General features: G+C 38.8%; 26 protein-coding genes. 11 read left to right on the plus strand and 15 right to left on the minus strand.

The window, feature by feature from the left end:
• The first annotated feature begins 203 nt into the window (after window positions 1-203).
• From FHK88_RS10190 to accC, 3 genes are all read left to right on the plus strand, one after another.
• Window positions 204-1580 carry an MATE family efflux transporter gene (locus tag FHK88_RS10190; RefSeq protein WP_227430642.1) on the plus strand — a complete coding sequence of 459 codons (1377 nt, stop codon included), beginning with the start codon at window positions 204-206 and terminating at the stop codon, window positions 1578-1580.
• 225 nt (window positions 1581-1805) lie between these two features.
• Entirely contained in the window at window positions 1806-2234 is a 429-nt protein-coding gene (accB, locus tag FHK88_RS10195) for an acetyl-CoA carboxylase biotin carboxyl carrier protein (RefSeq protein WP_227430643.1), read from the plus strand.
• Between the two features lie 87 nt (window positions 2235-2321).
• Complete coding sequence (accC, locus tag FHK88_RS10200; protein WP_227430644.1) at window positions 2322-3674, plus strand: acetyl-CoA carboxylase biotin carboxylase subunit; 1353 nt, start codon at window positions 2322-2324, stop codon at window positions 3672-3674.
• A gap of 93 nt (window positions 3675-3767) precedes the next feature.
• On the opposite strand, the gene FHK88_RS10205 is transcribed toward accC, so the two are convergent.
• The 10 genes from FHK88_RS10205 to FHK88_RS10250 form a co-directional block, all read right to left on the minus strand.
• On the minus strand, window positions 3768-4289 hold the full coding sequence (locus tag FHK88_RS10205) for a hypothetical protein (RefSeq protein ID WP_227430645.1): 522 nt from the start codon (window positions 4287-4289) through the stop codon (window positions 3768-3770).
• Window positions 4290-4405: 116 nt separating this feature from the next.
• On the minus strand, window positions 4406-5245 hold the full coding sequence (locus FHK88_RS10210) for a sulfite exporter TauE/SafE family protein (protein ID WP_227430646.1): 840 nt from the start codon (window positions 5243-5245) through the stop codon (window positions 4406-4408).
• A 139-nt stretch (window positions 5246-5384) separates the two neighbouring features.
• Window positions 5385-5609, minus strand: a complete 225-nt coding sequence (ccoS, locus tag FHK88_RS10215; RefSeq protein WP_227430647.1) for a cbb3-type cytochrome oxidase assembly protein CcoS — start codon at window positions 5607-5609, stop codon at window positions 5385-5387.
• A gap of 151 nt (window positions 5610-5760) precedes the next feature.
• Window positions 5761-6582, minus strand: a complete 822-nt coding sequence (locus FHK88_RS10220) for a YdcF family protein (protein WP_227430648.1) — start codon at window positions 6580-6582, stop codon at window positions 5761-5763.
• A 20-nt stretch (window positions 6583-6602) separates the two neighbouring features.
• On the minus strand, window positions 6603-7697 hold the full coding sequence (gene murB, locus FHK88_RS10225) for a UDP-N-acetylmuramate dehydrogenase (protein ID WP_227430649.1): 1095 nt from the start codon (window positions 7695-7697) through the stop codon (window positions 6603-6605).
• Window positions 7698-7699: 2 nt separating this feature from the next.
• Window positions 7700-8209, minus strand: coding sequence for a low molecular weight protein-tyrosine-phosphatase (locus FHK88_RS10230; RefSeq protein WP_227430650.1), 510 nt, complete (start codon window positions 8207-8209; stop codon window positions 7700-7702).
• Window positions 8210-8250: 41 nt separating this feature from the next.
• Entirely contained in the window at window positions 8251-8667 is a 417-nt protein-coding gene (locus FHK88_RS10235; RefSeq protein ID WP_227430651.1) for an RNA-binding S4 domain-containing protein, read from the minus strand.
• A gap of 29 nt (window positions 8668-8696) precedes the next feature.
• Window positions 8697-9227: an energy transducer TonB gene (locus tag FHK88_RS10240; protein WP_227430652.1), complete on the minus strand. Its 531-nt coding sequence runs from the start codon at window positions 9225-9227 to the stop codon at window positions 8697-8699.
• Window positions 9228-9239: 12 nt separating this feature from the next.
• The gene (gene ilvA, locus FHK88_RS10245) at window positions 9240-10793 is read right to left on the minus strand and encodes a threonine ammonia-lyase, biosynthetic (RefSeq protein ID WP_227430653.1); all 1554 of its coding nucleotides are present in this window, start codon (window positions 10791-10793) and stop codon (window positions 9240-9242) included.
• Window positions 10794-10938: 145 nt separating this feature from the next.
• Entirely contained in the window at window positions 10939-12036 is a 1098-nt protein-coding gene (locus FHK88_RS10250) for a leucine-rich repeat domain-containing protein (RefSeq protein WP_227430654.1), read from the minus strand.
• Window positions 12037-12134: 98 nt separating this feature from the next.
• On the opposite strand from FHK88_RS10250, the gene rpiA reads away from it, so the two are divergent.
• Complete coding sequence (gene rpiA / locus FHK88_RS10255) at window positions 12135-12806, plus strand: ribose-5-phosphate isomerase RpiA (RefSeq protein ID WP_227430655.1); 672 nt, start codon at window positions 12135-12137, stop codon at window positions 12804-12806.
• A 90-nt stretch (window positions 12807-12896) separates the two neighbouring features.
• Here the strand turns inward: rpiA and argF are convergent, their stop codons facing one another.
• Together argF and FHK88_RS10265 are read right to left on the minus strand one after the other, a co-directional pair.
• Window positions 12897-13814, minus strand: a complete 918-nt coding sequence (gene argF, locus FHK88_RS10260) for an ornithine carbamoyltransferase (protein ID WP_227430656.1) — start codon at window positions 13812-13814, stop codon at window positions 12897-12899.
• 513 nt (window positions 13815-14327) lie between these two features.
• Complete coding sequence (locus FHK88_RS10265) at window positions 14328-14840, minus strand: Lrp/AsnC family transcriptional regulator (RefSeq protein ID WP_227430657.1); 513 nt, start codon at window positions 14838-14840, stop codon at window positions 14328-14330.
• A 302-nt stretch (window positions 14841-15142) separates the two neighbouring features.
• On the opposite strand from FHK88_RS10265, the gene leuA reads away from it, so the two are divergent.
• On the plus strand, window positions 15143-16906 hold the full coding sequence (gene leuA / locus FHK88_RS10270; protein WP_227430658.1) for a 2-isopropylmalate synthase: 1764 nt from the start codon (window positions 15143-15145) through the stop codon (window positions 16904-16906).
• A 104-nt stretch (window positions 16907-17010) separates the two neighbouring features.
• Here the strand turns inward: leuA and FHK88_RS10275 are convergent, their stop codons facing one another.
• Both FHK88_RS10275 and msrB read right to left on the minus strand, forming a co-directional pair.
• Entirely contained in the window at window positions 17011-17499 is a 489-nt protein-coding gene (locus FHK88_RS10275) for a glutathione peroxidase (protein WP_227430659.1), read from the minus strand.
• A gap of 69 nt (window positions 17500-17568) precedes the next feature.
• A complete protein-coding gene (gene msrB, locus FHK88_RS10280; RefSeq protein WP_227430660.1) occupies window positions 17569-17994 on the minus strand; it encodes a peptide-methionine (R)-S-oxide reductase MsrB in 426 nt (141 codons plus the stop codon).
• Window positions 17995-18327: 333 nt separating this feature from the next.
• Between msrB and FHK88_RS10285 the strand changes: the two genes are divergently transcribed.
• The 6 genes from FHK88_RS10285 (at window position 18328) to FHK88_RS10310 (ending at window position 25454) form a co-directional block, all read left to right on the plus strand.
• Window positions 18328-19899 (plus strand): aminotransferase class I/II-fold pyridoxal phosphate-dependent enzyme, encoded by a 1572-nt coding sequence (locus FHK88_RS10285; RefSeq protein WP_227430661.1) that lies wholly within the window; start codon window positions 18328-18330, stop codon window positions 19897-19899.
• A gap of 405 nt (window positions 19900-20304) precedes the next feature.
• Window positions 20305-21294, plus strand: coding sequence for a PP2C family protein-serine/threonine phosphatase (locus tag FHK88_RS10290; protein WP_227430662.1), 990 nt, complete (start codon window positions 20305-20307; stop codon window positions 21292-21294).
• Window positions 21295-21386: 92 nt separating this feature from the next.
• Window positions 21387-22481: a helix-turn-helix transcriptional regulator gene (locus FHK88_RS10295; RefSeq protein ID WP_227430663.1), complete on the plus strand. Its 1095-nt coding sequence runs from the start codon at window positions 21387-21389 to the stop codon at window positions 22479-22481.
• 286 nt (window positions 22482-22767) lie between these two features.
• Window positions 22768-23238: a DIP1984 family protein gene (locus tag FHK88_RS10300; RefSeq protein ID WP_227430664.1), complete on the plus strand. Its 471-nt coding sequence runs from the start codon at window positions 22768-22770 to the stop codon at window positions 23236-23238.
• A gap of 307 nt (window positions 23239-23545) precedes the next feature.
• Window positions 23546-24829: a PD-(D/E)XK nuclease family protein gene (locus FHK88_RS10305; RefSeq protein ID WP_227430665.1), complete on the plus strand. Its 1284-nt coding sequence runs from the start codon at window positions 23546-23548 to the stop codon at window positions 24827-24829.
• Window positions 24830-25013: 184 nt separating this feature from the next.
• Window positions 25014-25454 (plus strand): PH domain-containing protein, encoded by a 441-nt coding sequence (locus FHK88_RS10310; RefSeq protein ID WP_227430666.1) that lies wholly within the window; start codon window positions 25014-25016, stop codon window positions 25452-25454.
• 129 nt (window positions 25455-25583) lie between these two features.
• Here FHK88_RS10310 and FHK88_RS10315 read toward each other — a convergent pair whose 3' ends face one another.
• Entirely contained in the window at window positions 25584-25988 is a 405-nt protein-coding gene (locus FHK88_RS10315; RefSeq protein WP_227430667.1) for a hypothetical protein, read from the minus strand.
• Window positions 25989-26038 lie beyond the last annotated feature (50 nt).

Below are 26038 nucleotides of genomic sequence, written 5' to 3' on the forward strand. Positions count from 1 at the left end.
TATAAACTGAGCGAAGGTAGTTACCCTATCTTCGCTCAGCTTGTTTAAAAGCCATCAGAGAGCATGAAAGCGCCTTTTATGCCTTTATAATTGCCAGTTTATGATTGTTCGTTTTAGGGTCTGTTGCAGTCAGCTTTAATGATGGGTAGATTTTAATTTATACAAATTTTTTTAGTAATTTTTTAGCAATTTTGGTCATCGTTATGCACACATTTTTGTCATGGGCAGAGTTCCGTCAATATAGCCGCCGTCTTTGGGTATTAGCACTACCTATCTTGATTACTCAATTTTCACAAGCAGCACTTGGGGTCATTGACTCTATCATGGCAGGACGAGTATCTGCACTAGATTTAGCTGCTGTTTCTATTGGCTCAGGCATCTGGTTGCCTTTATTTCTACTCGCTACAGGTATTTTAATCGCCACCACACCACTCATCGGTGAGGCACTGGGGCAAGACAATCATCACCATATTCCCCATATTACCCAACAGTCACTATGGTCAGCCTTAGTTATTGGCTTAATGGGATTTGTGATTGTCAACCTAATGCCAAATGCACTTGGTGTTTTAGGTGTACCCGAAAACATTCAACCACAAGCCACACAATATCTACATGGTGTTTCCTTTGGCTTTCCTGCGATTGCTGCTTATGCTGTATTGCGTAGCTATTGTGAAGCCCTATCTCGCCCAGAACCAGTAACAGTCATTAGTTTAATTGGTCTGGCAACAGATATTCCCTTAAACTACTTATTTATTCATGGTGGCTTTGGAGTTATACCCGCCATGGGTGGTGCAGGCTGTGGTATCGCAACTGCCCTAGTGCTATGGATAAATGTGGGACTATTAGCGGCTTATCTACATTGGTCATCCAACCCACTATTTACTAAGACTCATTTTTTTCATGCGTTTGCCCGTCCCAATGCAGCACAAATCCGTAAACTATTTCGCTTAGGTCTGCCTATTGGTATTGCCATATTCTTTGAAGCCAGCCTATTTAGCCTTGCGTCACTGGTCATTAGTCCTTTAGGTGAGCTTGCCGTCGCCGCACACCAATCTGCCCTATCTGTAACCTCACAGCTATTTATGTTACCCATCTCTATTGCCATGGCGCTGACCATCATGGTCTCGAACCGTTATGGTGAAAAAAACTGGCTAGCACTGAGACATGTGCAGCAAACTGGACTTATCTGGACAGTTATGATTGCCTGTGTCAGTATGCTATTTGTTTGGTTTTTACGCCCACAACTGGCCGCTGCATTTACTAAAAATATTGATGTACAACACCTTGCCATGCACTTAATGCTTTATGCCATTGCCTATCAGATTTTTGATGGCTGGCAGGTCAATGTTGCAGGTATTTTACGAGGCATGCAAGATACTGCCATACCGATGTGGATTACTTTATTTTGTTATTGGTTGGTTGCACTACCACTTGGTATCTATTTAGTACGCTTTACTGATGTTGGGGTGCAAGGGTTTTGGATGGCGCTGGTTACAGGCTTATTTTTAGCAGCAGTATTACTGACGTTCAGACTACGCTATCGTCAACGACAGCTTTTCTCTTCCATATCTAAGAGATAACCTAAAGAAAAGTTATTTTGCGTTCCATTTCAAGTATTTTATGAAAAATTTTGTTACAATGTGCTATAAGTGACTCAAATAAGGGTATTATATCCACTTATCAGTGTACAACTGTATCATAACGTTTTAAAATGAAGCCTCTAAAGATAACAGCGCTTGTCACTTGACATAACAACTTGCATAGCAATGACGCTAAAGCAGAGACCAATAACCAAAGGTAAGCTAATGGATATTGAAAAGATTCGTACATTAATTGAACTGATGGAAGAAAAGGACTTAGTCAGTATGGAAGTGGCCTCAGGTGATGAGCGAGTCAGCCTCACTCGTCACTATGCAACGCCTGCTCCCACGATGATAAGTGCGCCTCCAATAGAAACAACTTCCACTCCAAACACTACAACAACCTCACCAAAGCCAGGTACTCTTGAGACTGCACCCATGGTCGGTGTATTTTATGCTGCACCTAGTCCAAATGACCCTCCATTTGTTAAAGTTGGTCAAACTGTACAAGCAGGAGATACACTGGGTATCATTGAAGCCATGAAAATTATGAATCCCTTAGAAGCGACTCAAAGTGGCATCATTGAGGAAATATTAGTACAGAATGGTGATGTGGTACAGTTTGGTCAACCTGTGGTGCGTTATAAAGCTTAAACTTGCTCTCAAGCAATATATGCTAATCACCTAGACAAGCCATGGATTTATGAATAAAAGGGAAACTGCTAGTGAGAGAGTGGAAGAATGATTAAAAAGCTACTCATTGCCAATCGTGGTGAAATTGCACTACGTATTGTGCGTGCCTGTAAACAACTGGGTATCCAAACTGTTGGAGTATATTCAACAGCTGATGAAAATCTAATGCATCTACGTTTTGTGGATGAAGCCGTTTGTATTGGCAAGCCAAATGCCAACCAAAGCTATCTGAACATCAATACCATTCTAACGGCTGCTGAAGTTACAGGTGCTGATGCCATTCATCCTGGATATGGTTTTTTATCAGAGAATGCTGAGTTTGCAGAGCAAGTTGAAGAGGCAGGTCTTACGTTTGTTGGACCGCATCCTGACCATATCCGCTTGATGGGTAATAAAATCTCTGCGATTAATGCCATGAAAAAAGCAGGTGTACCAACTGTACCTGGCTCTGTTGGTACAGTCACTATCCATAACGCCGAAGAACAGGCCAAAAATATTGGATTTCCACTTTTAATTAAAGCTGCTGCAGGTGGTGGTGGTCGTGGTATGCGTATCGTTGAACGCTTTGATGAGCTTAAAACACAAGTGCAAGCTGCTAAGCAAGAGGCTGAGTTGTGGTTTGGTGATGACAGCGTCTATATGGAGCGTTACCTACAAAATCCCCGTCATGTAGAAGTACAAGTTCTTGGTGATGGTAAAGGCAACGCCATTCATCTATATGATCGTGATTGCTCTTTGCAACGTCGCCACCAAAAAGTGCTAGAAGAAGCACCAGCACCAGACATTCCAGATGATGTGCGAGAGCCTATCTTGCAAGCATGTGTTCGAGCTTGCGAGCAAATTGGCTATCGTGGTGCAGGCACATTTGAGTTTTTATTTGAAAATGATGAATTCTTTTTTATCGAAATGAATACACGGGTACAAGTTGAACACCCTGTTACAGAGATGATTACTGGTATTGATGTAGTCGTAGAACAGCTTAAAATTGCCTCAGAATATGGTCTTTCATATCGCCAGAATGAAATCGTTATGCATGGACATGCCATTGAGTGCCGTATTAATGCAGAAGACCCTGCTACTTTTATGCCCTCACCAGGACAAGTCACACAACTTTTTGCACCTAGTGGGGCTGGTGTACGATTTGATTCTCACCTATATCCTAACTACGATATTCCAACGTTTTATGATTCTTTGATTGGCAAACTGATTTGTCATGGACAAACTCGCCAGCAAGCCATCGCAAAAACACGTCATGCCTTAGATGAACTTATTATCAGTGGCATCAAAACCAATATTCCTTTACATCGGGATGTCATTTTACCAGATGACAACTTCTCTCAACGCGCCCAAAACATTCACTACCTTGAAAAGAAGCTACTAAAGAAGCCAGAGGACTGTTAGCTTTTACTTAGTCATGAATACACATGTATAAACAAAAAAGGATAATCATAAAGATTATCCTTTTAACTTTTCTCTCAACCTAATTTTATAAAATTAAGGCAATTGACGTTTTAATGTCATAAAACATTGAGTACCATCTTTATCATTACACCAGTGCATATACGAGTCATCTGACTCATAATCTACAAAAGCAAACATGATATTCCCTGTTTGATCTACCTGATTACCTGAACAGTCTACTTTATTATTATCATGGAGTGTATTCATTGCAATGATGGGTAAGCCTTCATCTTGATGACTAACCACATATCGACCATAAGTCCACTCTTCCCCACTAACTGTCCACATCTTGTTATCTTCAGCAAATGTATAATACTCTTTACAATCAGAAACTCTACTAGTAGAAGCAGATGGTGTCATCTCTTCAATACTTGCTACATCAGGTAATGGCGACTGTGTTGATTTTGATGGTAACTGCAATACCCATGAGCCTGCTATGGCTGGGCTGATATGAGTACGAATGACAGACTGACTCACTGCTTCATACTCACCAGCTGAAGGAAGCCCAGCAAGAATCGTTGCTAATGACAATGACGCAAGAGATAAAGTTTCCATGACGTTTAAACCATTATTAGAAATATCTACCCTAGAGTAAAGTCAAATAAGAATTATTACAAGGTATTTCAGTCAACAACTTACTTTATACGTCACTAAGTGTCGTGAAACACACCCTACTCACTCATATGGTGATGATGGTGATGCTCATGCTCTGACATCTGTTGATCATCTGAGTCCATCATCATATGTTCACTATGATTCATATGCTCAGAATCCATATCATGTTGCATAGACGCCATATCTACTTGATGCGAACCATGTCCATGATGACCATGCCCACCGTGCATATTAGTCATCATAATAGGAACAGCAATCACTGCCAATCCAGACAGCACCATCAAGCCACCATTTAGTTGGCGTAGACGAAAGCGACCTATCTGCTGTCGTAACCAACCCACCGTTTCATGAGTTGCTACTAGCATTGGCACTGTACCCAAGCCAAAAGCAAACATCAACATTGCACCAGTCGCCACACTATGACCAACCACTGCCATTAACAATGCACCATAAACCAATCCACATGGTAAAAATCCCCAAAGTAGCCCAGCAGCTAATGCTCGAGGGAACGTTGTTAATGGGAAGACTTTTTGGCGAATGGGAGACAGTTTTTGCCAAAAACGCATGCCAACACGCTCAAGCTTGTTTAAAAAAGGCATGCCCAGCATGGCCATACCAATAAAAACCAGCACCATGCCTAATAGAACACGTGGCCAGTTATTATTCATAATGGGTGCTAGTAGAGCAGTACCAACCAGTCCGGCTACCAAACCCAATAACGCGTAACTGCTCAAGCGTCCAAGGTGATAAGTAGCAATCAATGCCCGTCGCTTGCCAGCGCTAACACCTTGCATTGACATACCAAACGCAGTTACCAAACCACCACACATACCCAGACAGTGTGGTGAGCCAAATAACCCCATAGCAAAAGCAGCTACTAATAATGCAACAGACATATCATTACTCCAAAATCATCAGTAACTACGAAAAGCAAATATCAACACACGAGCATATACAATATACATCGTTTATATGATTACTTAGCACAATCTTACTAAAGAAAATCCAAAAGGAAGACCTAAAGTAAGGAAGCGCTTATGGGTTATCTTTCTGCTGATGCTGGGGTGTTGGCTGCTCTTTCGTATCTTGAGTGGCTTGTGTTAAATTCTGCCGTCTTTCCTGTCTATCATCTAATATAATACGTTGCGAAGCATTATCTAAATCCTCGAATTGATTGGATTTAACCGCATAGCGAATTGCCCAGATACCAACAACAAATAGCATTAGACTGAGTGGAATTAACAAATAAATACTTTCCATACAGTACTCCTAGGACATTAAAAAATGCTTTACATTATAAAGATAAAACAAGAAACAGCACTTATATAAATCAGTGTAATATAGTGTAACACTAATCAAAGCCCTACAGATAGTAGGTATTTGAACTGACAAGATATACTTATTAATCACACTAAAATGTTTTTAAACTATTTGGCTTGCGACTTTGCATTAAAGTCTGAATACTAACATCATCAGCATGACGGCAGTCATCTTGTGGCTTAATAATATCCCGTAAATAGGCACCAATCTCATATAAAGTGCGTCTAGAGTGACGCATATTGGCTTGGATTTGCCACCACTTTGCGGGAGATGGTAATGGTGCAGAGATAGGCGTAGTTGTAACACCATTTAAGGCAAACTGGCGTCTGGCTCGACTCATATGGTAGGCATCTGTAATTAAATAGACATTCTGTACAGCCACACGTTTAGCAGTAAAACGAGCGTTTTCACAGGTATTCATACTGGCATTTTCAGTAATAATATTATCAGTGCTGACGCCTTGCTCTATTAACCAGTCTTGCATCCATGGTGACTCTACACCCGATAATATAATCGGTAAGGACTTATTATGATAATAAGTAAGCAAAGTTTTTAAACGCTGACGAGTAAAGTCATTGATCACAATATTATGTTTATCCTGCTGTATATCAGCCTTACTGCTATTGTTTGGAGAATAATTGTTTGAAGAACCTTCTCCTTTGGTCAGACCGCCTCCTAATAACACATAAGCAGTTGGTGCTGTATCAGTATCTTTTTTGTTATTTTGTGAATGAGCTTGTGGAACAGGTAAGTTTTTTAAAACGAACAATCCCACTTTAGAAAATAAAGGTGTGATAAAGCTAACGGCAAATAATAAGGAAAGAAAAATAAAAAATTGACACAATCGACATACTCTTTGCCGAAAAGATAGCTTTTCTTGTCGTGGGCGGAGCAACTTTTTAAAAAATAGCATATTAACAATCTATCATAGATTTATAAATTTTCATCAATCCAAACAGGCTCACGTTGCAGTAGTACGCCAAATTTATCGAAAACAGTCTGACTAATATACTGCTGACTAGTTTGGATATCAGCTTGACTGGCTTGCTTGGGAGCATGATTGGTCAAGACTAACGCCTGATTTTTATGAGTCAAAATCGGCGCAATACCGCCACCCTTTAACCCTGCCTGTTCAATCAGCCAACCTGCTGCCACTTTAACCTGTCCATCTGACATGGGATAGCCCACAATATCAGGATAGTCAGCTTGTAATTGCTTAAATTGAGCTTGAGCAATGATAGGATTTTGGAAAAAACTACCACAGTTTGGTAAGTCTTTGGGGTCTGGTAATTTCTGTTTACGAATATCAATAATGGCATTCATCACATCAACAGGCTGGATACTTATACGCTGATGTTGTTGCGCATGCTTTTGAGCCACTTGCTGCACATCACCATAATTAGCGCTGACTCGCTGTGGGTCTTTGTGCAATCGCAATAGCACCCGACTAATCAGCCAAGTATTGGGCTGGCGCTTAAACAAACTGTCTCGATAAGCAAACTGGCAATCTTCACAGCTGATGGTATGCCAAACGCCAGTAGGCAGATGATAGGCTTTGACCGATAATAAAGAATCTTCTAACTGCACCCCATAAGCGCCGATATTTTGTACTGGTGAAGCTCCCACCAAGCCCGGAATTAACGCCAAATTTTCTAACCCAAACCAACCATTATTGACACTACTGACTACCAATTCATGCCAATTTTCCCCTGCCATCACCTCAATATCAATATAATCAGTAGTTTCATTTAATACAGTAATACCCTTTAGAAGTGGGCGTAACACAGTAATATTTAATTGTTTGGGTAGTAACACATTACTACCCCCTGATAACACCAATACAGATGGCTTTTTACTATTATCAGTAGTAGTTTGTTGTAAAATCTGACTGGCTTGTTCAATATCCTGCTCTGTATGCAAGTCAATCACTCTATCTGCGATACAAACCAAACTCATGGTATTGTAAGCTGACAGGTCGACATTGGATTGAATATCAAGGTTTGATGGTATTGCGTTTGATGTTGTCATATTTAGCAACTTTTCCAGCTTTCTATCCACGCATTCGCCCCTGACTCAATATAGGCAATACAACGCTCAAATGCCTCATCACCACCATAATAAGGGTCTGGCACATCTTCACCTGCATGTATTGGGTCTTCCTCACTAAATAATGCCAATTTGGCTAATGCTTCGGATTGCTCAGGATTGTCATTGATTAAGCGGTCTTTGATGACTTGCAAATCCTGCAAGTTTTGCTTATCCATTGCTAAAATAAGCTCAAACTTTTGGAAATCTTCTGGCTGAACTTGCCTTGCAATGAGTTTATGAATAGCATAACCATTTGCTTTGGCATGACTAATGGCTCGTTTATCGGGATGCTCACCTGCATGCCAGTTACCTGTACCTGCTGAATCAATATCAATAGAAAACCCTGCTACTGCCGCTTTTTGTCGCAATACTTCCTCGGCAGTGGGTGAACGACAAATATTACCCAAACAAACCAGTAATATTGACTTTGGGGCGCAAGTTTTTATTGGCATAATATGACCTTTGGTTGTGGCTAAAGATAGAATCAGAGAAACTAACCTTGCTGTTTAAAGCGTTGTAGTTCACGGCGTTGTTTTTTGTTAGGTTTGGTATCAGGGCGGGCAAGATTCGCCAGTTTGCGTTGCTCGCTATAATACTCACGTTGTTTGATACTCTCTTCGGTCTCTTCATAAAGCGTTTGTGCAATGGTTGCATTACCACGCTCAGTCGATAACGCTTTGACTACCACGGTTTTTTCATTCATTGAGGAGGCTGATCCTTGGCGAATGGTTAGAGTATCACCAACGCTGACTTCTTTACTGGTTTTTACCCGACTACCTGCAAAGTGTACCTTACCACCTTCAATGGCTTGTTTAGCAAGGCTACGGGTACGAAAAAACCTTGCTGCCCATAGCCATTTATCAATACGGACTTTGTTGGGAGTGTTGGAGGATTGATTATTTTGTGTCATAGATTTTTGCTTCAATTATCCAAAATTAATTATTCTGTTGATTGATTGCCCTGCAAACTCTGCCTTAGCTCATAACAACTATGTGACATTCTTGGATTATATGGATGAGTAATAGGAACTGTAATCCTACCTTGAACTTGCTGTCCATCTTTTATAAAAGGATACAGCTTCGCTTGTCTTAGCCCTCTCATCACTATTCTATCAAAATAAGGCTCACCACTACTTTCTGATATATTAACCCTTTCAACATCACCTTCTGGACTAACTATCATATCAGCAACCATAGTTATCTTTTGTGGCTGACAGTTAGCAAGCGGTTGCCCTTGAGCATCACAATCACAGATAGATAAGCGATCATGTAGTCGATACAAACTTCGAGTATCAAAAGTAGGTCTCCGCCTCCATCGACCCTCAGCATATTGGGGTAAAGTTGTTTGCTGCTCAATACTCTCCATACCACTGCTCATTGTCGTACGAATAGATGAATTATCAATCAACTCTGCCTGAGCAGTCATGGCTAGTAGTAAACTTCCTGTTAATCCTAATAATATTTTTTTCATATTTTTTCCTAATTAACGCAAAAATAACTGATAACCCACATTATCATTGACTGGCTCACATTCATAGCCAATATCTTGCAGTGCGTCTTGTAGCTTGCGTGAGTTGCTATTTGAAGCTTGCAACCCAACTAATACTCGCCCCTCTGCCGCTCCATGATTGCGATAATGGAATAAGGTAATATTAAAATCTTGCCCCAATTTTTCCAAGAAATTGAGTAATGCGCCGGGGCGTTCAGGGAAAGTCACTTTAAATAACTGCTCATCATTTAGCTCAGGATGTCCACCAATCAAATAACGAATATGGGTTTTAGCAATCTCATCATCAGTCAAATCATGCGTATCATGCCCTGCATCTGCCAAAGACTGAGCAATAATTTGGCGCTCTTTATTGCCTTCTTTAAGAGCAATACCAACAAAAATTGCCGCAGGCTGCATTGAGTCAGGTGATTGGCGACTACGCACTCGATAATTAAATTCAGTGATATTGCGACCTTTTAGGGTACGACAGAAGTTTAAAAATGCACCCGTCTGCTCAGGAATACTTACCGCAAAAATTGCCTCTTTTTTCTCACCGATTTCGGTGCGCTCAGCGATATAACGTAAGCGGTCAAAGTTCATATTTGCCCCACTGACCACCGCCACGCAGTTTTTGTTTGTCAAACCATGTTGCTGAATATATTTTTTCATACCAGCGACCGCCAATGCCCCTGCTGGCTCAACGATACTACGATTTTCTTCAAACACATCTTTAACGGCTGCACAAACCTCATCATTACTACAAGTGACCACTTCATCTTCAATAAGTGTGCCTGAGCCATCGCTTTTTTGCATTTGCACCACATCAAAAGGCAGTTTACCAATTTGAGCCACTGCCACACCATCAACAAATAAGCCAACTTGTGGCAAGCGTACCCGCTCACCATGCTCTAAAGCTGCTTTTAAACAAGCCGCCTCTTCTGGCTCAACGGCAACCACTTTGACATGTGGGGCAACTTCACCTAAGAAGGCAGCAATACCAGCAATCAAACCGCCACCACCTGTCGCCACAAACACATAATCCATGTCTCGCCATTGTTGGGTTAGCTCTAGCCCAATCGTACCTTGTCCTGCAATCACCAATTCATCGTCATATGGTGGTACAAAGGTTAAGCCTTCTTTTTCGGCTTTTTCGATGGCATAGCGATTGGCATCATCAAAGCTATCACCATACAAGTCCACATTACCACCCAATGCCTTAACTGCATTGACCTTAATATCAGGGGTGGTGGTAGGCATAACGATGACATTATTCAGCCCTAATTTAGCAGCAGAAAAAGCTACTCCCTGTGCATGATTACCTGCAGAAGCACAAATCACCCCTTGAGTTTTTTGCTCATCACTTAACTGGCTGATACGGTTGTATGCGCCACGCAGTTTGAATGAAAAGACGGGCTGTAAATCTTCACGCTTAATGCGAATGTCATTGCTAAAACGTTTGGATAATTTAGGGGCTTTCTCTAGCGGTGTTTGAATGGCTGCGTCATAAACGGTGGCTTGCAAAATGGCTCGAACCCAATGTGATAACATAAAAAATCCTAAATTTGTGTGTGTGGTTTACTGGCACAGAATGTGTCGTTTGTTATATTCAAATTTCATCTCTGCCCATTATAAAGGAACTGGCTGATAAAGGACAAAAAAAGTACACTGATAGGCTCAGACTTTGGATTTTTGCTTACTTTTGTAAGATATCCACATATTCTATCGTTTGTAGAAATGCTTTGATGGTGGGTGGTAGCTCGTTTAAGGGATTGCCACTAATAAAAAGTTGTTTTAGATTGCTAAGCTTGGTGATAGATTGAGGTAAACACTGAATTTGATTGTCACTGATATTGAAATTTTTTAGTTTTTTAATGTGTGTAATATGCTCTGGAAACTCTGTTATTTGATTTGTATTGATATAAAGACACTCTAGGTTTTTTAAATTAGTAATAAAGTCTGGTATTTTGGTTAATTGATTATAATCAAGATAAAGTGTTACTAAATGGTTCAGTTTACCGATACTTTCAGGAATCTTAGTAAGATTAATGTCACTAACATCAAGAAAAGTCAAATTATTAAGATTACCAAAAAGATTCGGTAATTCTGATAAATTATTACTATCAATATCAAGTCTTTCTAAGCTATGTAGTTTAAATACTATTTTTGGCACTTCATTGAAGGAATTATAGCTAAGTATTAAAGTATTTAAATGTTTAAGCTCTATTATAAAATCAGGTAAGCTAGTAAGTTTATTAAACCCAACACTAAGCCATTCTAATTTTTTTAAATAACGTACAAAATTAGGCACTTGGGTTAAGTTATTAGAAGATATGTTAAGATATACTAAATTTTTAAGGTCTTTGATAAAGCTAGGTGAGTTTTTAGTTTCTATACCACCAATACCAAGACATTCTAAGTTATTGAGGTTTCTAATAAAGTCAGGAATTTGAGTAATTGGATTACTGCCAATATAAAGCTCTTTTAACTGTCTAAAATCACCCATAAAATCAGGAATAATAGTGAAATTATTTTCCTGAATATTAAGTGATGCTAATTTGGTAAGCTGTATAAAGGTTTTTGGCAATTCACATAACTGATTATAGCTCACATCTAGTGCAGTTAGATTACTTAAATTACCAATCTCATCAGGAAGATACGTGATGCTATTATCTTGAAGATTTAGCTCAGTCATTTGTAATAATTGCAGTTTATCTCGAGGTAGTTGAGTATCTGCAATCTCAAATTCATCAGCCCAGTCAAATATTTTGCTCATCCAGTAATCATGTTGCATAACTATTCCTCTTTGTTCCCCCCATTCTTTAGATGAATTATTACTGCAAATTGGCTAAAATAATAGCTCCAACTACTAAAAATATAGGACCTTGCTTTATGAGCGAACCACAAGCCAACCAACAACAACTCAAACAAGCTGTCGCTTCGGCGACATTAGCCCATATTGAAGACGGCATGATACTAGGTGTAGGCACTGGCAGTACAGTGAATTGCCTGATTGACCTATTACCCAAAGTTCGCCTAAAAGGGGCAGTTGCCAGCTCTAAAGTCACTCAAGAAAAACTAGAGGCTTTAGGTATTGAAGTGATGGATTTAAACTTTGTTGGTGAGTTGGATTTGTATATTGATGGTGCAGATGAAGTCAATCCAAACTTACAACTTATCAAAGGTGGTGGTGGGGCATTGACTCGGGAAAAAATTGTTGCAGCTGCCTCTAAAAAGTTTATCTGTATGGTCGATGAAAGCAAATGGGTAGAGACCCTAGGTCGAGCATTCCCTGTTCCTATCGAAGTGCTACCACAAGCACGCTCTTATGTGGCTCGTGAGTTGGTGAAGCTAGGTGGTGAGCCTGAGTACCGAGAAGGCTTTGTTACCGATTATGGCAATTTAATCTTAGATGTTTATGATTTAAAGATAGACAGCCCCAGTGAGATGGAGCAACGACTAAATAATATCGTCGGTGTGGTATGTAATGGTATATTTGCAGCCAATCAAGCTGATACTTTGTTGATTGCCAAACCTAGTGGCATTGAGACCCTAAAACGCTAATCTTCGCTCAATCTATAAATACAAATACTAAAAAGCCCCTATATTTATATTGTTAGGGGCTTTGTTATGTTTGATAAACCAACTAAAACGTTAAACTTTGATTTTATCCTGCAATAACAACTCCATCAGTGCCTTTTGTGCATGCAGGCGGTTTTCTGCCTCATGCCAAACAACTGAGCGTGGATCATCTAATAAATCTATTGAGATTTCTTCACCACGGTGCGCAGGTAGACAGTGCATAAATAAAACCTCTGGGTCTGCTTTATCCAGCATCGAAGGGGTTACTTGATAGGGGGCAAAACGTCTGGCTCGGGTGTTTTGCTCACTTTCTTGCCCCATACTTGCCCATACATCGGTAACAATCAAATGTGCATCTTTGGCAGCATCTTGTACATCTTCAACAAGAGTCACACAATGCGAAAATTTTTCAGTCAACTCAGGATTTGGTTCAAATCCATAAGGGGATGCCACTCGCAACTCAAAACCAAATTGATGTGCTGCATGCATAAACGATGAACACATATTATTACCATCGCCCACCCAAGTAACAATTTTATTTTCAATACTGCCACGCAACTCATAAAATGTTTGCATATCAGCCAATAGCTGACAAGGATGAAAGTCATCAGTCAACGCATTAATAATCGGCACAGAAGAATATTCAGCAAATTTTTGTACTTTTTCATGCTCAAAAGTACGTATCATAATGATATCTACCATGCTTGAGATGACCCGTGCAGAGTCTTCAATCGGCTCACCACGACCTAATTGGGTATCTTTAGGCGATAAAAAAATCGCTTGACCGCCAAACTGCCCCATACCTGTTTCAAATGAGATACGGGTTCGGGTTGAAGATTTTTCAAAAATCATACCCAAGGTTCGTCCGATAAAGGGCTGATAAATCTCGCCTGCATGTTGCATTTTTCGCAGTTCACTTGCCCGCTTAATCAACTGGTCAAGTTCATTTTTTGAAAGGTCAAGTAAGGTTAAGAAATGGCGCACACTCATGATGATCCCAAATTCAATGGTAAGTAAATAGTTGTCAATAAGTAATTGTTAAAGAAACAAAAGTATAAACCTCCAGTATAGCGAAAATAACCACAATGTAAATTAGGTTTTTGATGTAAGTGACTTTTATCTCTTCTATCTCTTGCTCTATCAATAAAAAACCAATGTGTCTTCGCTCCGTATATCTTTACAAAGAGACAAAAGACTCTCAAACAAACTCAACTTCAAGCATAACCATATCACTGGTAAATAAGCCATCTTTTTAAATATCAAAGTTATCTCTTATTTCTTGTATCCAAGTGGTTATTCATATCAACAAAAGTAATTTATAGGCTCTGTTGAGCTTTTACTCTATTAGACTAATATCTACAAGGGATATCGCTTCTTACTTTTTTATACAACCGATTTTATATAGTCAATCTAATATCATGTCACCACAAGGCAACCAAGTGAAGATGGTACAAGTAGTACATCAAGTGAGGTTAACTCCGTGGTGGATTTATAGTAGGCAGACTATACAACCGAACGGCTAAACACCTCTCTTAGCTCAAAGCTGGTATGCACTTGCGACACCCCTTCAATACGATTGAGCCGATGCAACAAAAATTCTTCATAATGTGCCATGTCGCGCACCACCACTTTGATTAAATAATCTTCACTACGTCCTGTGACAATGCTACAGCTCACCACCTCTTCAAAACTTTGGATTTGCTGTTCAAACTGCTCAAAACGCTCTGCGGTATGCTTATCCATACCCACAGCAATAAAAATAGCCAAGCTATAACCTAGCTTTTGTGCATTAGTATGTGCATGATAACCTGTGATTACTCCCTGCTCTTCTAACTGCTTAATACGCCTAGCACAAGGTGTGGGTGATAAATTGACGTGTTCTGCCATCTCAGTAATGCTTAAACGGGCATCTTGTTGTAATAATGCCAATAATTGCTTATCAACTTTATCCAGTGGCTTATCTAATGGCTTGTCTAAACTTTTTTCTCTTGTTTGCACAGATAGGTCAGTCTTCATCTACTCACACCCATTAATAATAGGAAAAATTAAAGTAATCCTCTAATATTAGCGTAAAAATTAGATAAATCCATCAAATTCTCTGAATTTTATAAATATTTTGCCGTTTTTCACTATTCACTTTTTGATATCATATTCACAATCAAAAATCAGTTATAAATTCTGATTTAAGGTGATGCAAATTTGCTAATAACTGCGACTTTCCATAGCAACTTGTAACATCAATCATTTTTTATTTATTAAACGCTTTATTTATTCATAAGTACTGTGGTTATTATTCGCCACTCATTTAAGGAACTTCCATGAGCAGCCCAGCACAAACAAATACTCAATCAGTAGCCGAACCTAAAATTACTCCAAAAAACCCTGCTTTTGACTTTAGAAAATATCGTCCTTTTGCGTTTGCACCAAAGCTGACAGACCGTACATGGCCAGATAAAACCATGACCAAAGCACCAATTTGGGCAAGTGTGGACTTACGAGATGGTAATCAGGCGTTAATTGACCCGATGACCATTCCACAAAAAATGACCTTTTTTAAGCTATTACTTGAAGTAGGTTTTAAAGAAATTGAGATTGGTTTTCCCTCAGCAGCACAGGTTGAGTTTGATTTTACTCGCAAATTGATTGAAGAAAATCATGTGCCTGATGATGTGACATTACAGGTATTAGTACAAGCGCGTGAACATTTGATAGCCCGTACATTTGAGTCATTAAAAGGCGCAAAACGAGCCATTGTCCATGTCTATAACTCTACCAGCCGTGTTCAACGAGAAAAAGTGTATGGTAAAAATTGTGATGAAATTAAGCAAATCGCTATCGAAGGTGCAAAGCTAGTCAAACAATATGCCAGTCAATATCCAGAAACAGAGTGGGTATTCCAATATTCCCCAGAGAGCTTTAGCCAGACTGAGACAGATTATGCTGTCGAAGTGTGTGATGCGGTGATTGACGTCTGGCAACCACAGAATGGACAAGAGGTGATTATTAACCTACCTGCAACTGTAGAAGCATCAACACCCAATATTTTTGCTGACCAAGTCGAGTATTTTTGCCGTCACCTAAAACAACGCGACCTCATTACTGTCAGCTTGCATACGCACAACGATAGAGGCTGTGCAGTTGCTGCTGCTGAGCTGGGGGTATTGGCAGGAGCGGACCGTATCGAGGGTACACTTTTAGGAAATGGTGAGCGTACAGGTAATATGGATATCATCGTGATGGCGATGAATTTATATAGCCAAGGTATCGACCCCGAGCTTGATTTTAGTAATATGAGTGAGATTGCTCAGATAGTCGGTGAATGTAATAACTTGCCATTACACCCACGTCACCCTTATGTGGGCGAGCTGGTATTCACTGCCTTTAGTGGCTCACATCAAGATGCCATCAAGAAATCTCTTGATTACAATGAAAAACACCTTGCAGAAACCGAAAACTTCTGGGATGTTGCTTATTTGCCAATTGACCCTGCCCATGTTGGACGCACCTATCAAGATGTGGTTCGCATCAACAGTCAATCTGGTAAAGGTGGTGTGGCATACATTCTACAGCGCCACTATGGCTTTAACTTACCTCGCTGGATGCAAATTGACTTTAGCCGAGTGGTACAAAACCAAGCCGAAGAAGTGGCACGTGAGCTAAAAACAGAAGAGCTTATTCAGACCTTTGAAGATACCTATTTGACTCAAACAGCCTTAAATCTACAAGACTATAGTGTCAATAATAAAGGCGGTGAAGTTATGTTTACAGGTCAAGTTGAAATGAACGGTGATATCATTGACCTTGAGGGTAAAGGCAATGGACCACTTTCCTCATTTATTGATGCCTTGGCACAACATACCAATAAACGCTTACACATTGCCAACTATGCTGAACATGCCATCAGTCAAGCACATCACCTAGATGACGACTTTGACAGTAGCAGTGATAAAACCAATGCCAATGCAGTTGCTTATATCCAGCTCAATGTTGATGGTGAAATTTATTCTGGCGTAGGTACATGCACCAGTACTGTTTCTGCCATGCTAAAAGGTGCATTATCAGCATTGGCACAAACCTTATAGCAACAAGGCATAAAGCTCAATAAATCGTTTTGTCCGTTATTCAACCCTTGCTAACGACTTGTTAATTTGTTAGCAAGGATTTTTCTATATCATATTGCTAAATTCTAAGCTCGGCTAGCTAATGCCATTTCAATATCATTTTTCAATGCTTCTGGCTTGGTTGTTGGTGCATAGCGGTCTATTACTTGTCCATCACGTCCAATCAAAAACTTCGTAAAATTCCACTTAATGGCATCCACTAATAAACCACCTTTTTGCTGTTTTAGCCATACATAAATTGGGTGTGCATTATCACCATTAACGTCTATTTTCTCCATCATTGGAAAACTAACCCCATAGTTTTTTTGACAAAATTGACCAATTTCCTCATGACTCCCAGGGTCTTGATGACCAAATTGATTGCATGGAAAACCAATCACTACCAATCCACTGGCCTTATATTGATGATATAACGCTTCCAATCCTGCAAATTGTGGTGTTAAACCACACTGACTGGCAGTATTAACAATCAATAAAACATCACCTTGATAATCACTGAAATTTATGGGATTGCCAGATAAATCTTGTGCGCTAAAATCATATATGCTACTCATTGCTACTCCTTGATAGGAATTTATTTTGAGAGATAATTTTTTAAGAGATAGTTTCTATATTTGCTTAGGCTATTTATCAGATGTATCCAACTCAATCGCTACTGAGTTGATACAATAACGCATCCCTGTGGTCTCTTGTGGTCCATCTGGAAATACATGCCCCAAATGCCCGCCACAGTTGCGACACGTTACCTCTGTTCTGTGCATACCAAGAGAGGTATCTAAATGCTCCTCTACCACACTATCATTAATAGTCTGATCAAAACTTGGCCAACCACAACCAGAATTGAACTTATTTTCAGAAGTAAATAACGTCACTCCACAGCCTTTACAGCGATAGACACCCTTGTCATCATTATCGACATAAATACCAGAAAATGGACGCTCTGTACCCTTTTCTCGTAATATGTGATAACTCTCATCATCAAGGCGTTCTCGCCAATCTGACTCTGTAAGTTGGGCAATCTGGCTGGCTGATAACTGATTGTCTTGCATCTTAGCTCCTAAAAATAAAGATTATAAACCGTTGATAAGGTTAAATACGTGGTAATAATATCAGCATAAATCACTTCAAGATAGAAGTTAGGTTATTGAAATTGTAATAAATCCATCACTAAATAATAAACAATTATCTAATAAATACAAAGATACAGGCGCATCTATTCTTTGGTTTATCCTTCTTATGCAAGATTTTCTTTCATTTATTAAGTATCAAAAATAATTTTTTCTATTTTTTGCAATAAAATCTTGCATGAAACAACATAAACTTGTATAAATAGTCTAATAATATTCAACATTCAACCAGTTAGATAAGAGAATGTCTCTATAATGCAAAATCAAAACGAACAGCTTGAATATATTGAGCAGGGTAAACGACTGGCACAGCTTAGAAAAGCGCAAGGACTAACGGCTGAGCAATTGGCATCATGTATGACCAAAGCAGGCGCAAAAGTCAGTCGAGGTGCTATCTCAAACTGGGAGCGTGGCATTAATGGTATCGTCTCATCAAAACTGCCCACACTCGCCAAAATTCTGCACTGTAGTGAAGGCTATCTATTACGTGGTGACACCAACACTTCCCCTTACCAAGATATCAATATTCCTGCTGATAGTAAGACAAATACCACTTCCGAACAATCACAATTTTATGGTAATGCTATGCAAAACACCCACACCTTAAAAAAATCGAATAAACTTCAAAATGTCTGTTATGACATTCGTGGTCCTTTGCTAAGAACAGCAACAGAAATGGAAGCATCAGGTCACCGTATCATTAAGCTTAATGTCGGTAATCCTGCTCCTTTTGGCTTGCAAGCCCCTCAAGAAATTATTCGTGATGTCGCCATGAATCTCACCAAAGCTGAGGGCTATTCAGATTCACAAGGCATCTTTTCAGCACGTAAAGCCATCTTGCAATATTACCAAGCCAAAGGGCTTTTATCTGCTGTTGATGTTCGTGATGTTTATCTGGGTAATGGCGTATCAGAACTGATTGTGATGACCATGCAAGCACTGATGAATGATGGTGATGAAGTGCTAATCCCCATGCCTGATTATCCATTATGGACAGCATCAGCAAATTTAGCAGGTGGTACAGCCGTACATTATCGCTGTAATGAAGAAGATAATTGGCAACCTGATATCGCCGACATTAAAGCTAAAATCACTAATAAAACCAAAGGCATCGTGGTGATTAATCCCAATAATCCCACGGGTGCTTTGTATTCTGATGATAAATTGCGTGAAATCATTGCCATCGCCAAAGAGCATAATCTGGTTATCATGGCAGATGAAATCTACGACCGAGTGTTATACGATAATGTCACTCATACGCCGATGTGTACCTTGAGCGATGAGGTGTTAATCTTATCTTATAATGGACTATCTAAATCACATCGTATTGCAGGCTTTCGGGCAGGTTGGATGATGCTATCGGGCAAAAAAGACCACGCCAGCGACTTTATTGAAGGGCTGGATATGCTTGCCTCGATGCGTCTATGTGCCAACGTCCCCGCACAATATGCCATTCAAACTGCCATGGGTGGCTACCAAAGTATGCAGGCACTGACTGCTGAGACAGGGCGACTATATAAACAACGTGAGATGGCAATTGAGCGTCTTAATGCCATTAAAGGTATCTCTTGTACCATGCCACAAGGGGCATTTTACTGCTTCCCTAAGATAGACCTTGAGGTGTATCCTATCAAAGATGATATGCAGTTTATGATGGACTTATTAATCGAAGAAAAAGTGCTGATGGTACAAGGCACAGGCTTTAATTGGGATAAACCTGACCATTTCCGCGTGGTATTTTTGCCCAATTTGTTGGATTTAGAAGATGCGATGGACAGATTGGATCGCTTCTTTGCCAAAAAACGGAAGGAGTTTGGCACGGAATAACTGACTTAAACAAACAACTTAGAAAAATCCCTTAAATAGGTTGAACCTTTGCTTAATGATTAAACAAAGGTTCAATATATTCAATACAGCTCGTTAATAATAGCTAACTTAAGCAATTAATCACGCAATTTATTCAACTAATCTATAGGCTAAATAGCACCTCAACAATGACTGTCTGACCACCAGTATTTTCTCGCCTTTCTTTTATCAATGTTAACAATATGTCTTAATCCTAAAATATTTCTTAACCTTAAAATATTATATACCCTAATAAATAAGAACAATTGTTGCATAAAAAAATTTAAAAACTTCTCCTAAACCTAGATAAATACATTCTAGGTTATGCTATATAATTGCGACCATTACTCTCCATAATATCTATCTAGAATGAAAAGGGAATATTCTATGAATAACACACCGTCTAACAATACTAATAAACCTAATTATATTACTAGTACCTCTTCCCTACCCTCCACCAATAACAATCACTTTATTAAAAAAATACAAACCTGTGCCATCACCTTTCAAGGTAATGCCAGTAATGGATTACAACAAGATGCCTTTTTCTTTTTAGATGATTGGTATCAAGAAACGCTAGGCATTATGCCAATACAAGACATTGACGGGCAGTTTTGCCTTGCGGTATCCGATGGCGTTGCCAGCTCAAACTATTCACAGCACTGTGCCAAAGCGGTAGTAAAAGCCATCGCCACTCTTTGGCAACAACAGCACAGCGTCAGCATTAACGACATTTATCAATGGATAAATAACCCCAAAAACATCTGCAAAAATGGCAAAAAACTTAACCCAAAATGGTTGGGTGCTTGTGCCACATTGGCTATGGTACAAGCCTATCCCCTTATCCATAAAAGCAATCAAAATAATGACGATAATGAACAATTGCAACAAAGCTATGACATTACCATTACCCATATGGGTGACAGTCGGGTGTATTTGCAACGGCTAGCAGACAATCAACTGACAAACAAACAAAACACAAATGGCTGGCGTTGGCTGACTCGTGACCATAACTTACTTAATGAACTGGTCGAACAAAAAGCAAACGAGCAAGGCATAGCCGTTAACCCTAATGACTACAATAAAGATGGTATGGCAGGCAGTCTATATGGCTTAACCGAATGCTTTATGCTTGGCAGTTCTAATGAAGAAGACATTGATAATGAAGGTACACAGCAAACACTTAACATACAAGCAGGCGACTGTTTGCTGATTTGCACCGATGGTATTCATGACCTTGTACCCTGCCAAGACTGGCAAAGCATTGATGCAAACACTGAGCTTGATACATGGCTTAAAGCCCTAAAAAAACAAGTCTATCACTCCAAAGGCAGAGCTTATGACAATGGTACTGCAATTGTAGTGCGGTTTTTATAAATTATAAATCTTCCCTCTTCATGTAAAACGTTAACTCAAAAATTTTATAGCGACTTATAAAAATAGCCACTTGTAAAAAAGGATAACCAATCATGAACATTGCAGAACTTCCCAAAACTGCCCGCTTATTTTGGCTGTATCAATACTTACCCAGAAATGCTAGTCAAGCACAATCACTTACAGAAATTATGGAAGAATACAGCAAAAACGACCCAACAAATCCCTCAAAACGCAAAAACTTAGAAAATGACCTAAAAAGTCTATATTTGGCACTGAGTGAAATTAGCCACCAAGAGGCACTGTATCGAAAGCCTAGCTGGGACAATGATAACATCAATGGTAAAACTGCCTATTACCATATCAATCCTGACTTTAGCCTAGATATTATCAATGATGAAACCCTATTTTTTTGGCAAATGCTTGCCAACTACACCACCGATTATTTACCCAAAACTTTACAAAATACTCTTGAGCAAAAATTAATCAATATGCTAAAGAGTAATAAAAAATTCTCTGACAGTAAACTTGGACAGTGGCAACAGCACCTGATCACTCTACCCAGTGTCATTCATGCCCCTACATTAGATAGCGAAGTTGTTGCCACCATTCATCAAGCATTGCTCAATCAACAAATCCTTGAAATCTACTCTTGCAACAAATGGGAACAGCAAGGCAAAACCCGCATCATTTATCCGCATGGCTTGGTATTTATTGACAATATGATGTACCTGTCTGCCTTTAATCCCGCTGATGATCACATTGATGATGATGTCTTATTAGACCAGTACCGCAACTTTGCCATCTGTCGCATTCAATCCGCCCGTATTATTGATAAACCTATTCCAGATTGGGTCACTCGTGATGGACTATCACTAGAAAATCTTAAAAGATTTGGCAAATTAGAACCCACTGAAGACATTCAAATAAAACTGGTATTAAAGGTAGAGCATTATGCTTGCCAGCATCTTTATGAACGCCCCTTATCTACTGACCAAATCATCACCGATATAGATGATACCTATAAGCAAGTCACCGCCACTGTTGCCAATACCACTCGTTTGCAAGATTGGCTGGTGGGTATGTCGCAACGGGCAGTGGTGTTAGAGCCAAAGCATGTACGCGACACAGTTTATGCAAGGCTACAAGAGGCAATGGATTTGTATCAACAAACGGATGATAAAAAGTAGCAAAATAAAAAAGTAAAAAATGGATTTATTTTGACAGCTAGAATATAGCTTTCTAGGTCATAAGATATAATAATTCACAAGTTACGATGAGTAGCTAGCAAAGATTAAACAATGGATTATTTAACAGCTTATTGGATGCAATGATATGGTTATTAATATACACAATATTGTAATTATGATAACGACTATTTTAGTTAATTAATTTATTAGCAGGTTATTTTTAGTCAACTGATATTTTATCAAACTATTAATAAACCATTTACCATAAGCAAATAGGAGCAATATAATGAAACTTGCTAAAGCCTTAATCATTCGTGGTGATTTGCAAAAAAAATTAAGCGACACCAAAAATATAATCCAAAAAAATTCGGTGGTTCATAAAGAAAGCAACCCCAACATTGACCCCAATGAAATGATTGTCAAAGCCAATCAAATCATTGATGAATTAGATAATCTAATGGAGCGAATTCACCGCACCAATACCCTAGCAAAAACCAGCGATGGTAGAACCATGCTTAAGCTTCTTACTGAGCGTGACACCTTAAGAAATCGCCATAAACTACTGACCAGTACCATTGAATCTACTACGAAATCTCACGATTCATTTTTTGGAGAAAGATACCATGACCTAGAAAATATAAAAGTAACCGTTCCTGTGGCTGACCTACAAAAACAAGCCGATGATATTTCTATGAAAATACGTCACCTTAATATCACAATCCAAGAAAATAACTGGCAAATTGACCTGCTAGATTAAGGGCTAATATAAGCTGGATTTATAATATGACAATGATAATATAAACTGTATTTGCAATATATTTATTGCAAATGCTTAGTATAACCAGTTTGGAATCGACTGGGTGAGTGTCAAGTCCCCACCAAAAGCAGGGGGCAGAAAAGATACTGCTTTACTTTTTACGTGTTGCAGGGCGACCACCCCTTTTATCAATCAGCCCATCACACTTAACAAATGACACCTTACCACTCATAATTTAACCACCAGACACTGACAGTCGGTTTCTTTTTTAATCTCCACCCAAAAATACAACAAACAAGGAAAACCTATGAATAATGTTAAAACCCTGCTTGGTGATGTCAGCAGAAAAATTGACACCCTGCAAACAGCGCAAGCATTATATAGCAAACAACTTGCCCCCAATTTTAGTGTGTTTGACTATATCAGTACCAATGAAACAGGACTTAGCTATATCTTAGCGGACTTACTTAACCCACAAGGTAGCCATGACCAAGAAGAAACTTTTTTAAAGCTATTTATTGAGCATTGCCTACCTGATATTTCTAGTACAAACGAAAATCAGACTCACTGGCAACCTTTAATGGAAAACTTACATCAAGTATCTGTTTTAACAGAGCAAACTACATGGGCAAGTAAAACAAAACGACGTATGGATATTTATCTAGAGACTGAGATAAATACCCAATGCTATGGTATCTGTATTGAAAATAAACCTTATGCAGGAGACCAAGAAAATCAATTAAAAGATTATGCCATTGAGCTTGAAAAACGCTGTGGTGATAATTGGCACTTAGTTTATCTTAAAGAATATAACGAGGACTTTGAAACTGGCAATCCCAGTGAAGATAGTATCGATAAAAAAACATTAAACCATTGGCTAGAAAACAAAAAATTTACTGTTTTAAAGTTTAGTCAACTCATTAACTGGTTAAAAGCTTGCCAGTCAGAATGTCAAAATCAAAGTGTCAATGAGTTTCTTAATCAATTTATCAAATTTATCCAACAACAATTTATGGGAGTAAAAGATATGAATGAAGAACAAGCTATATTAGAGCTAATGACTAGCAATTCAGAAGCAGTCGATGCGAGTTTTAAAATTAGTCGAAAGATAAATGATATGAAAAACCAACTAATTGATAAGCTTATTCATGACTTAAAACTCAAAATTAATGAAGAAAGTCACTCATACAAATACAACTTAACTTATTCAGAAAACTTAAAAAGATCTTGTGGAAGATTATATTTTCAAATTGATGAACCTCAATTCTATATATGTTTTGAGTTTGAAGGGACAATGTATAATCTTCCAGCTTTAGGCATAATGTTTAAAGGTGACGAAAATAATGATACTCATAAATATAAAGATGAACAATTATATACACGTATCCAAAGTTTATTTCAAGAAAAGTTTTCGGATAGAGAAACTAACTGCTGTCCCCAATGGGCAGGTTGGTATGAGTTTCAACCCCATGACTGGAAAAACTCAAGTGAACCATGGAAAAAAATACAGGAAGGTAAAATGGCAGAAAAAATCTTAAAAGAAGTGGATGATATTTATCAGCTACTTAAAGATAATAACTGTATCAAATAACTTTAGATTACAAATCGTTACAAGATACAAGGACGTTTATTTCTACCTGACAGCCTAATAATATTGCGGGAAAGCCCAACATCTCTGTTGGGCTTTTTTATGCCCTCTCATTAATAGCCAATTTAAACCTATCTTTCTTTTATTTTACGCACTTTTTATACACTAAGGTTAATAAGGAGCTTTTATGTCTATCGCTAACTCTACTGAAACTGTTATTTGGCAAGGTAAACCTTCACACTTTCTAAATTTGAAAGCCTATATTTTTTGTGTGCTATTTTTTTGGTTGATTTTTCCTCTATTTATTTTACTGTGGAAAATCATTCAATTAAAAAGCACCAAATACACGCTGACCAATCAACGCCTGCAAATTAAAACAGGAGTGTTTAGCCAGCAGTTTGATGAGCTTGAGTTATACCGAGTAAAAGATATTCGTTATGAGCGTCCATTTTTATTGCGCTTGGTCGGACGGGGTAATTTGACTTTATTTACCTCTGATGCAACCGATAGCTTGATTATTCTGCAAGCCATTTGTCAAGGTGAACAGCTACGGCAACAAATCCGTAATTTGGTTGAAACACGCAGAAGCAATCGCAGAGTACAGGAGATTGATATGTTTAATGGCTAATTGAATAAATAAGGTTAAAAAAACCTATGACCGAACCGTCTAATCTAACACTATAGGCGCACCATAGTGTTAGATGATTGCTTTTATATGGGCTTAGCTATAGTCCAAATACCTAACTTAGAATATTCACTAAAAATTACCGTCCCAATCCTCCCAAAACCCCGGCTCATCATGGTGTTTATTACGCATGGCATCTTCTAATGGTAGCACCCAAAAATATACGCCCTCAATTTTTGGTACTGCATCGCTATATTCCAGATGGTCTCTAACCTTAATATATTGCGGGTCAGACTCATCAAACGGCACATCAATATATAACTGCCCCTCATAAGACTCCATCATCGCAAGTTGAGCCACATTGCCACAGCGTTGATAGCCAATATCATTGGCATCAAGCCATGCCATCAGCTCTTTTCGTACCATCCATCTTTCTGGGTTTTGTGTGGTTTGTTTACTGGTATCAAAGGCGACATACAGCACATCACGTCCTTTATCACGCGCGATTTTATCAATAAATTCAAGTAATTGTGGCATTGTCTTATTCCTTAATAAATGGATTTATATCTCTAAACTGATATTACCAC

Origin of the sequence: Psychrobacter sp. I-STPA6b, assembly GCF_020662265.1 — a bacterium.
Taxonomy (GTDB): domain Bacteria; phylum Pseudomonadota; class Gammaproteobacteria; order Pseudomonadales; family Moraxellaceae; genus Psychrobacter.

What these genes read in the sequence shown, in the direction of transcription:
- FHK88_RS10305 (WP_227430665.1), top strand. Translation starts at nt 23,546, where the DNA reads ATGAATAATGTTAAAACCCTGCTTGGTGATGTCAGCAGAAAAATTGAC.
- ilvA (WP_227430653.1), bottom strand. Translation starts at nt 10,793, where the DNA reads ATGTTATCACATTGGGTTCGAGCCATTTTGCAAGCCACCGTTTATGAC.
- rpiA (WP_227430655.1), top strand. Translation starts at nt 12,135, where the DNA reads ATGAGCGAACCACAAGCCAACCAACAACAACTCAAACAAGCTGTCGCT.
- FHK88_RS10300 (WP_227430664.1), top strand. Translation starts at nt 22,768, where the DNA reads ATGAAACTTGCTAAAGCCTTAATCATTCGTGGTGATTTGCAAAAAAAA.
- FHK88_RS10235 (WP_227430651.1), bottom strand. Translation starts at nt 8,667, where the DNA reads ATGACACAAAATAATCAATCCTCCAACACTCCCAACAAAGTCCGTATT.
- FHK88_RS10220 (WP_227430648.1), bottom strand. Translation starts at nt 6,582, where the DNA reads ATGCTATTTTTTAAAAAGTTGCTCCGCCCACGACAAGAAAAGCTATCT.
- FHK88_RS10240 (WP_227430652.1), bottom strand. Translation starts at nt 9,227, where the DNA reads ATGAAAAAAATATTATTAGGATTAACAGGAAGTTTACTACTAGCCATG.
- FHK88_RS10210 (WP_227430646.1), bottom strand. Translation starts at nt 5,245, where the DNA reads ATGTCTGTTGCATTATTAGTAGCTGCTTTTGCTATGGGGTTATTTGGC.
- FHK88_RS10190 (WP_227430642.1), top strand. Translation starts at nt 204, where the DNA reads ATGCACACATTTTTGTCATGGGCAGAGTTCCGTCAATATAGCCGCCGT.
- FHK88_RS10250 (WP_227430654.1), bottom strand. Translation starts at nt 12,036, where the DNA reads ATGCAACATGATTACTGGATGAGCAAAATATTTGACTGGGCTGATGAA.
- murB (WP_227430649.1), bottom strand. Translation starts at nt 7,697, where the DNA reads ATGACAACATCAAACGCAATACCATCAAACCTTGATATTCAATCCAAT.
- FHK88_RS10205 (WP_227430645.1), bottom strand. Translation starts at nt 4,289, where the DNA reads ATGGAAACTTTATCTCTTGCGTCATTGTCATTAGCAACGATTCTTGCT.
- FHK88_RS10230 (WP_227430650.1), bottom strand. Translation starts at nt 8,209, where the DNA reads ATGCCAATAAAAACTTGCGCCCCAAAGTCAATATTACTGGTTTGTTTG.
- accC (WP_227430644.1), top strand. Translation starts at nt 2,322, where the DNA reads ATGATTAAAAAGCTACTCATTGCCAATCGTGGTGAAATTGCACTACGT.
- FHK88_RS10285 (WP_227430661.1), top strand. Translation starts at nt 18,328, where the DNA reads ATGCAAAATCAAAACGAACAGCTTGAATATATTGAGCAGGGTAAACGA.
- ccoS (WP_227430647.1), bottom strand. Translation starts at nt 5,609, where the DNA reads ATGGAAAGTATTTATTTGTTAATTCCACTCAGTCTAATGCTATTTGTT.
- FHK88_RS10265 (WP_227430657.1), bottom strand. Translation starts at nt 14,840, where the DNA reads ATGAAGACTGACCTATCTGTGCAAACAAGAGAAAAAAGTTTAGACAAG.
- msrB (WP_227430660.1), bottom strand. Translation starts at nt 17,994, where the DNA reads ATGCAAGACAATCAGTTATCAGCCAGCCAGATTGCCCAACTTACAGAG.
- argF (WP_227430656.1), bottom strand. Translation starts at nt 13,814, where the DNA reads ATGAGTGTGCGCCATTTCTTAACCTTACTTGACCTTTCAAAAAATGAA.
- FHK88_RS10275 (WP_227430659.1), bottom strand. Translation starts at nt 17,499, where the DNA reads ATGAGTAGCATATATGATTTTAGCGCACAAGATTTATCTGGCAATCCC.
- leuA (WP_227430658.1), top strand. Translation starts at nt 15,143, where the DNA reads ATGAGCAGCCCAGCACAAACAAATACTCAATCAGTAGCCGAACCTAAA.
- accB (WP_227430643.1), top strand. Translation starts at nt 1,806, where the DNA reads ATGGATATTGAAAAGATTCGTACATTAATTGAACTGATGGAAGAAAAG.
- FHK88_RS10290 (WP_227430662.1), top strand. Translation starts at nt 20,305, where the DNA reads ATGAATAACACACCGTCTAACAATACTAATAAACCTAATTATATTACT.
- FHK88_RS10310 (WP_227430666.1), top strand. Translation starts at nt 25,014, where the DNA reads ATGTCTATCGCTAACTCTACTGAAACTGTTATTTGGCAAGGTAAACCT.
- FHK88_RS10315 (WP_227430667.1), bottom strand. Translation starts at nt 25,988, where the DNA reads ATGCCACAATTACTTGAATTTATTGATAAAATCGCGCGTGATAAAGGA.
- FHK88_RS10295 (WP_227430663.1), top strand. Translation starts at nt 21,387, where the DNA reads ATGAACATTGCAGAACTTCCCAAAACTGCCCGCTTATTTTGGCTGTAT.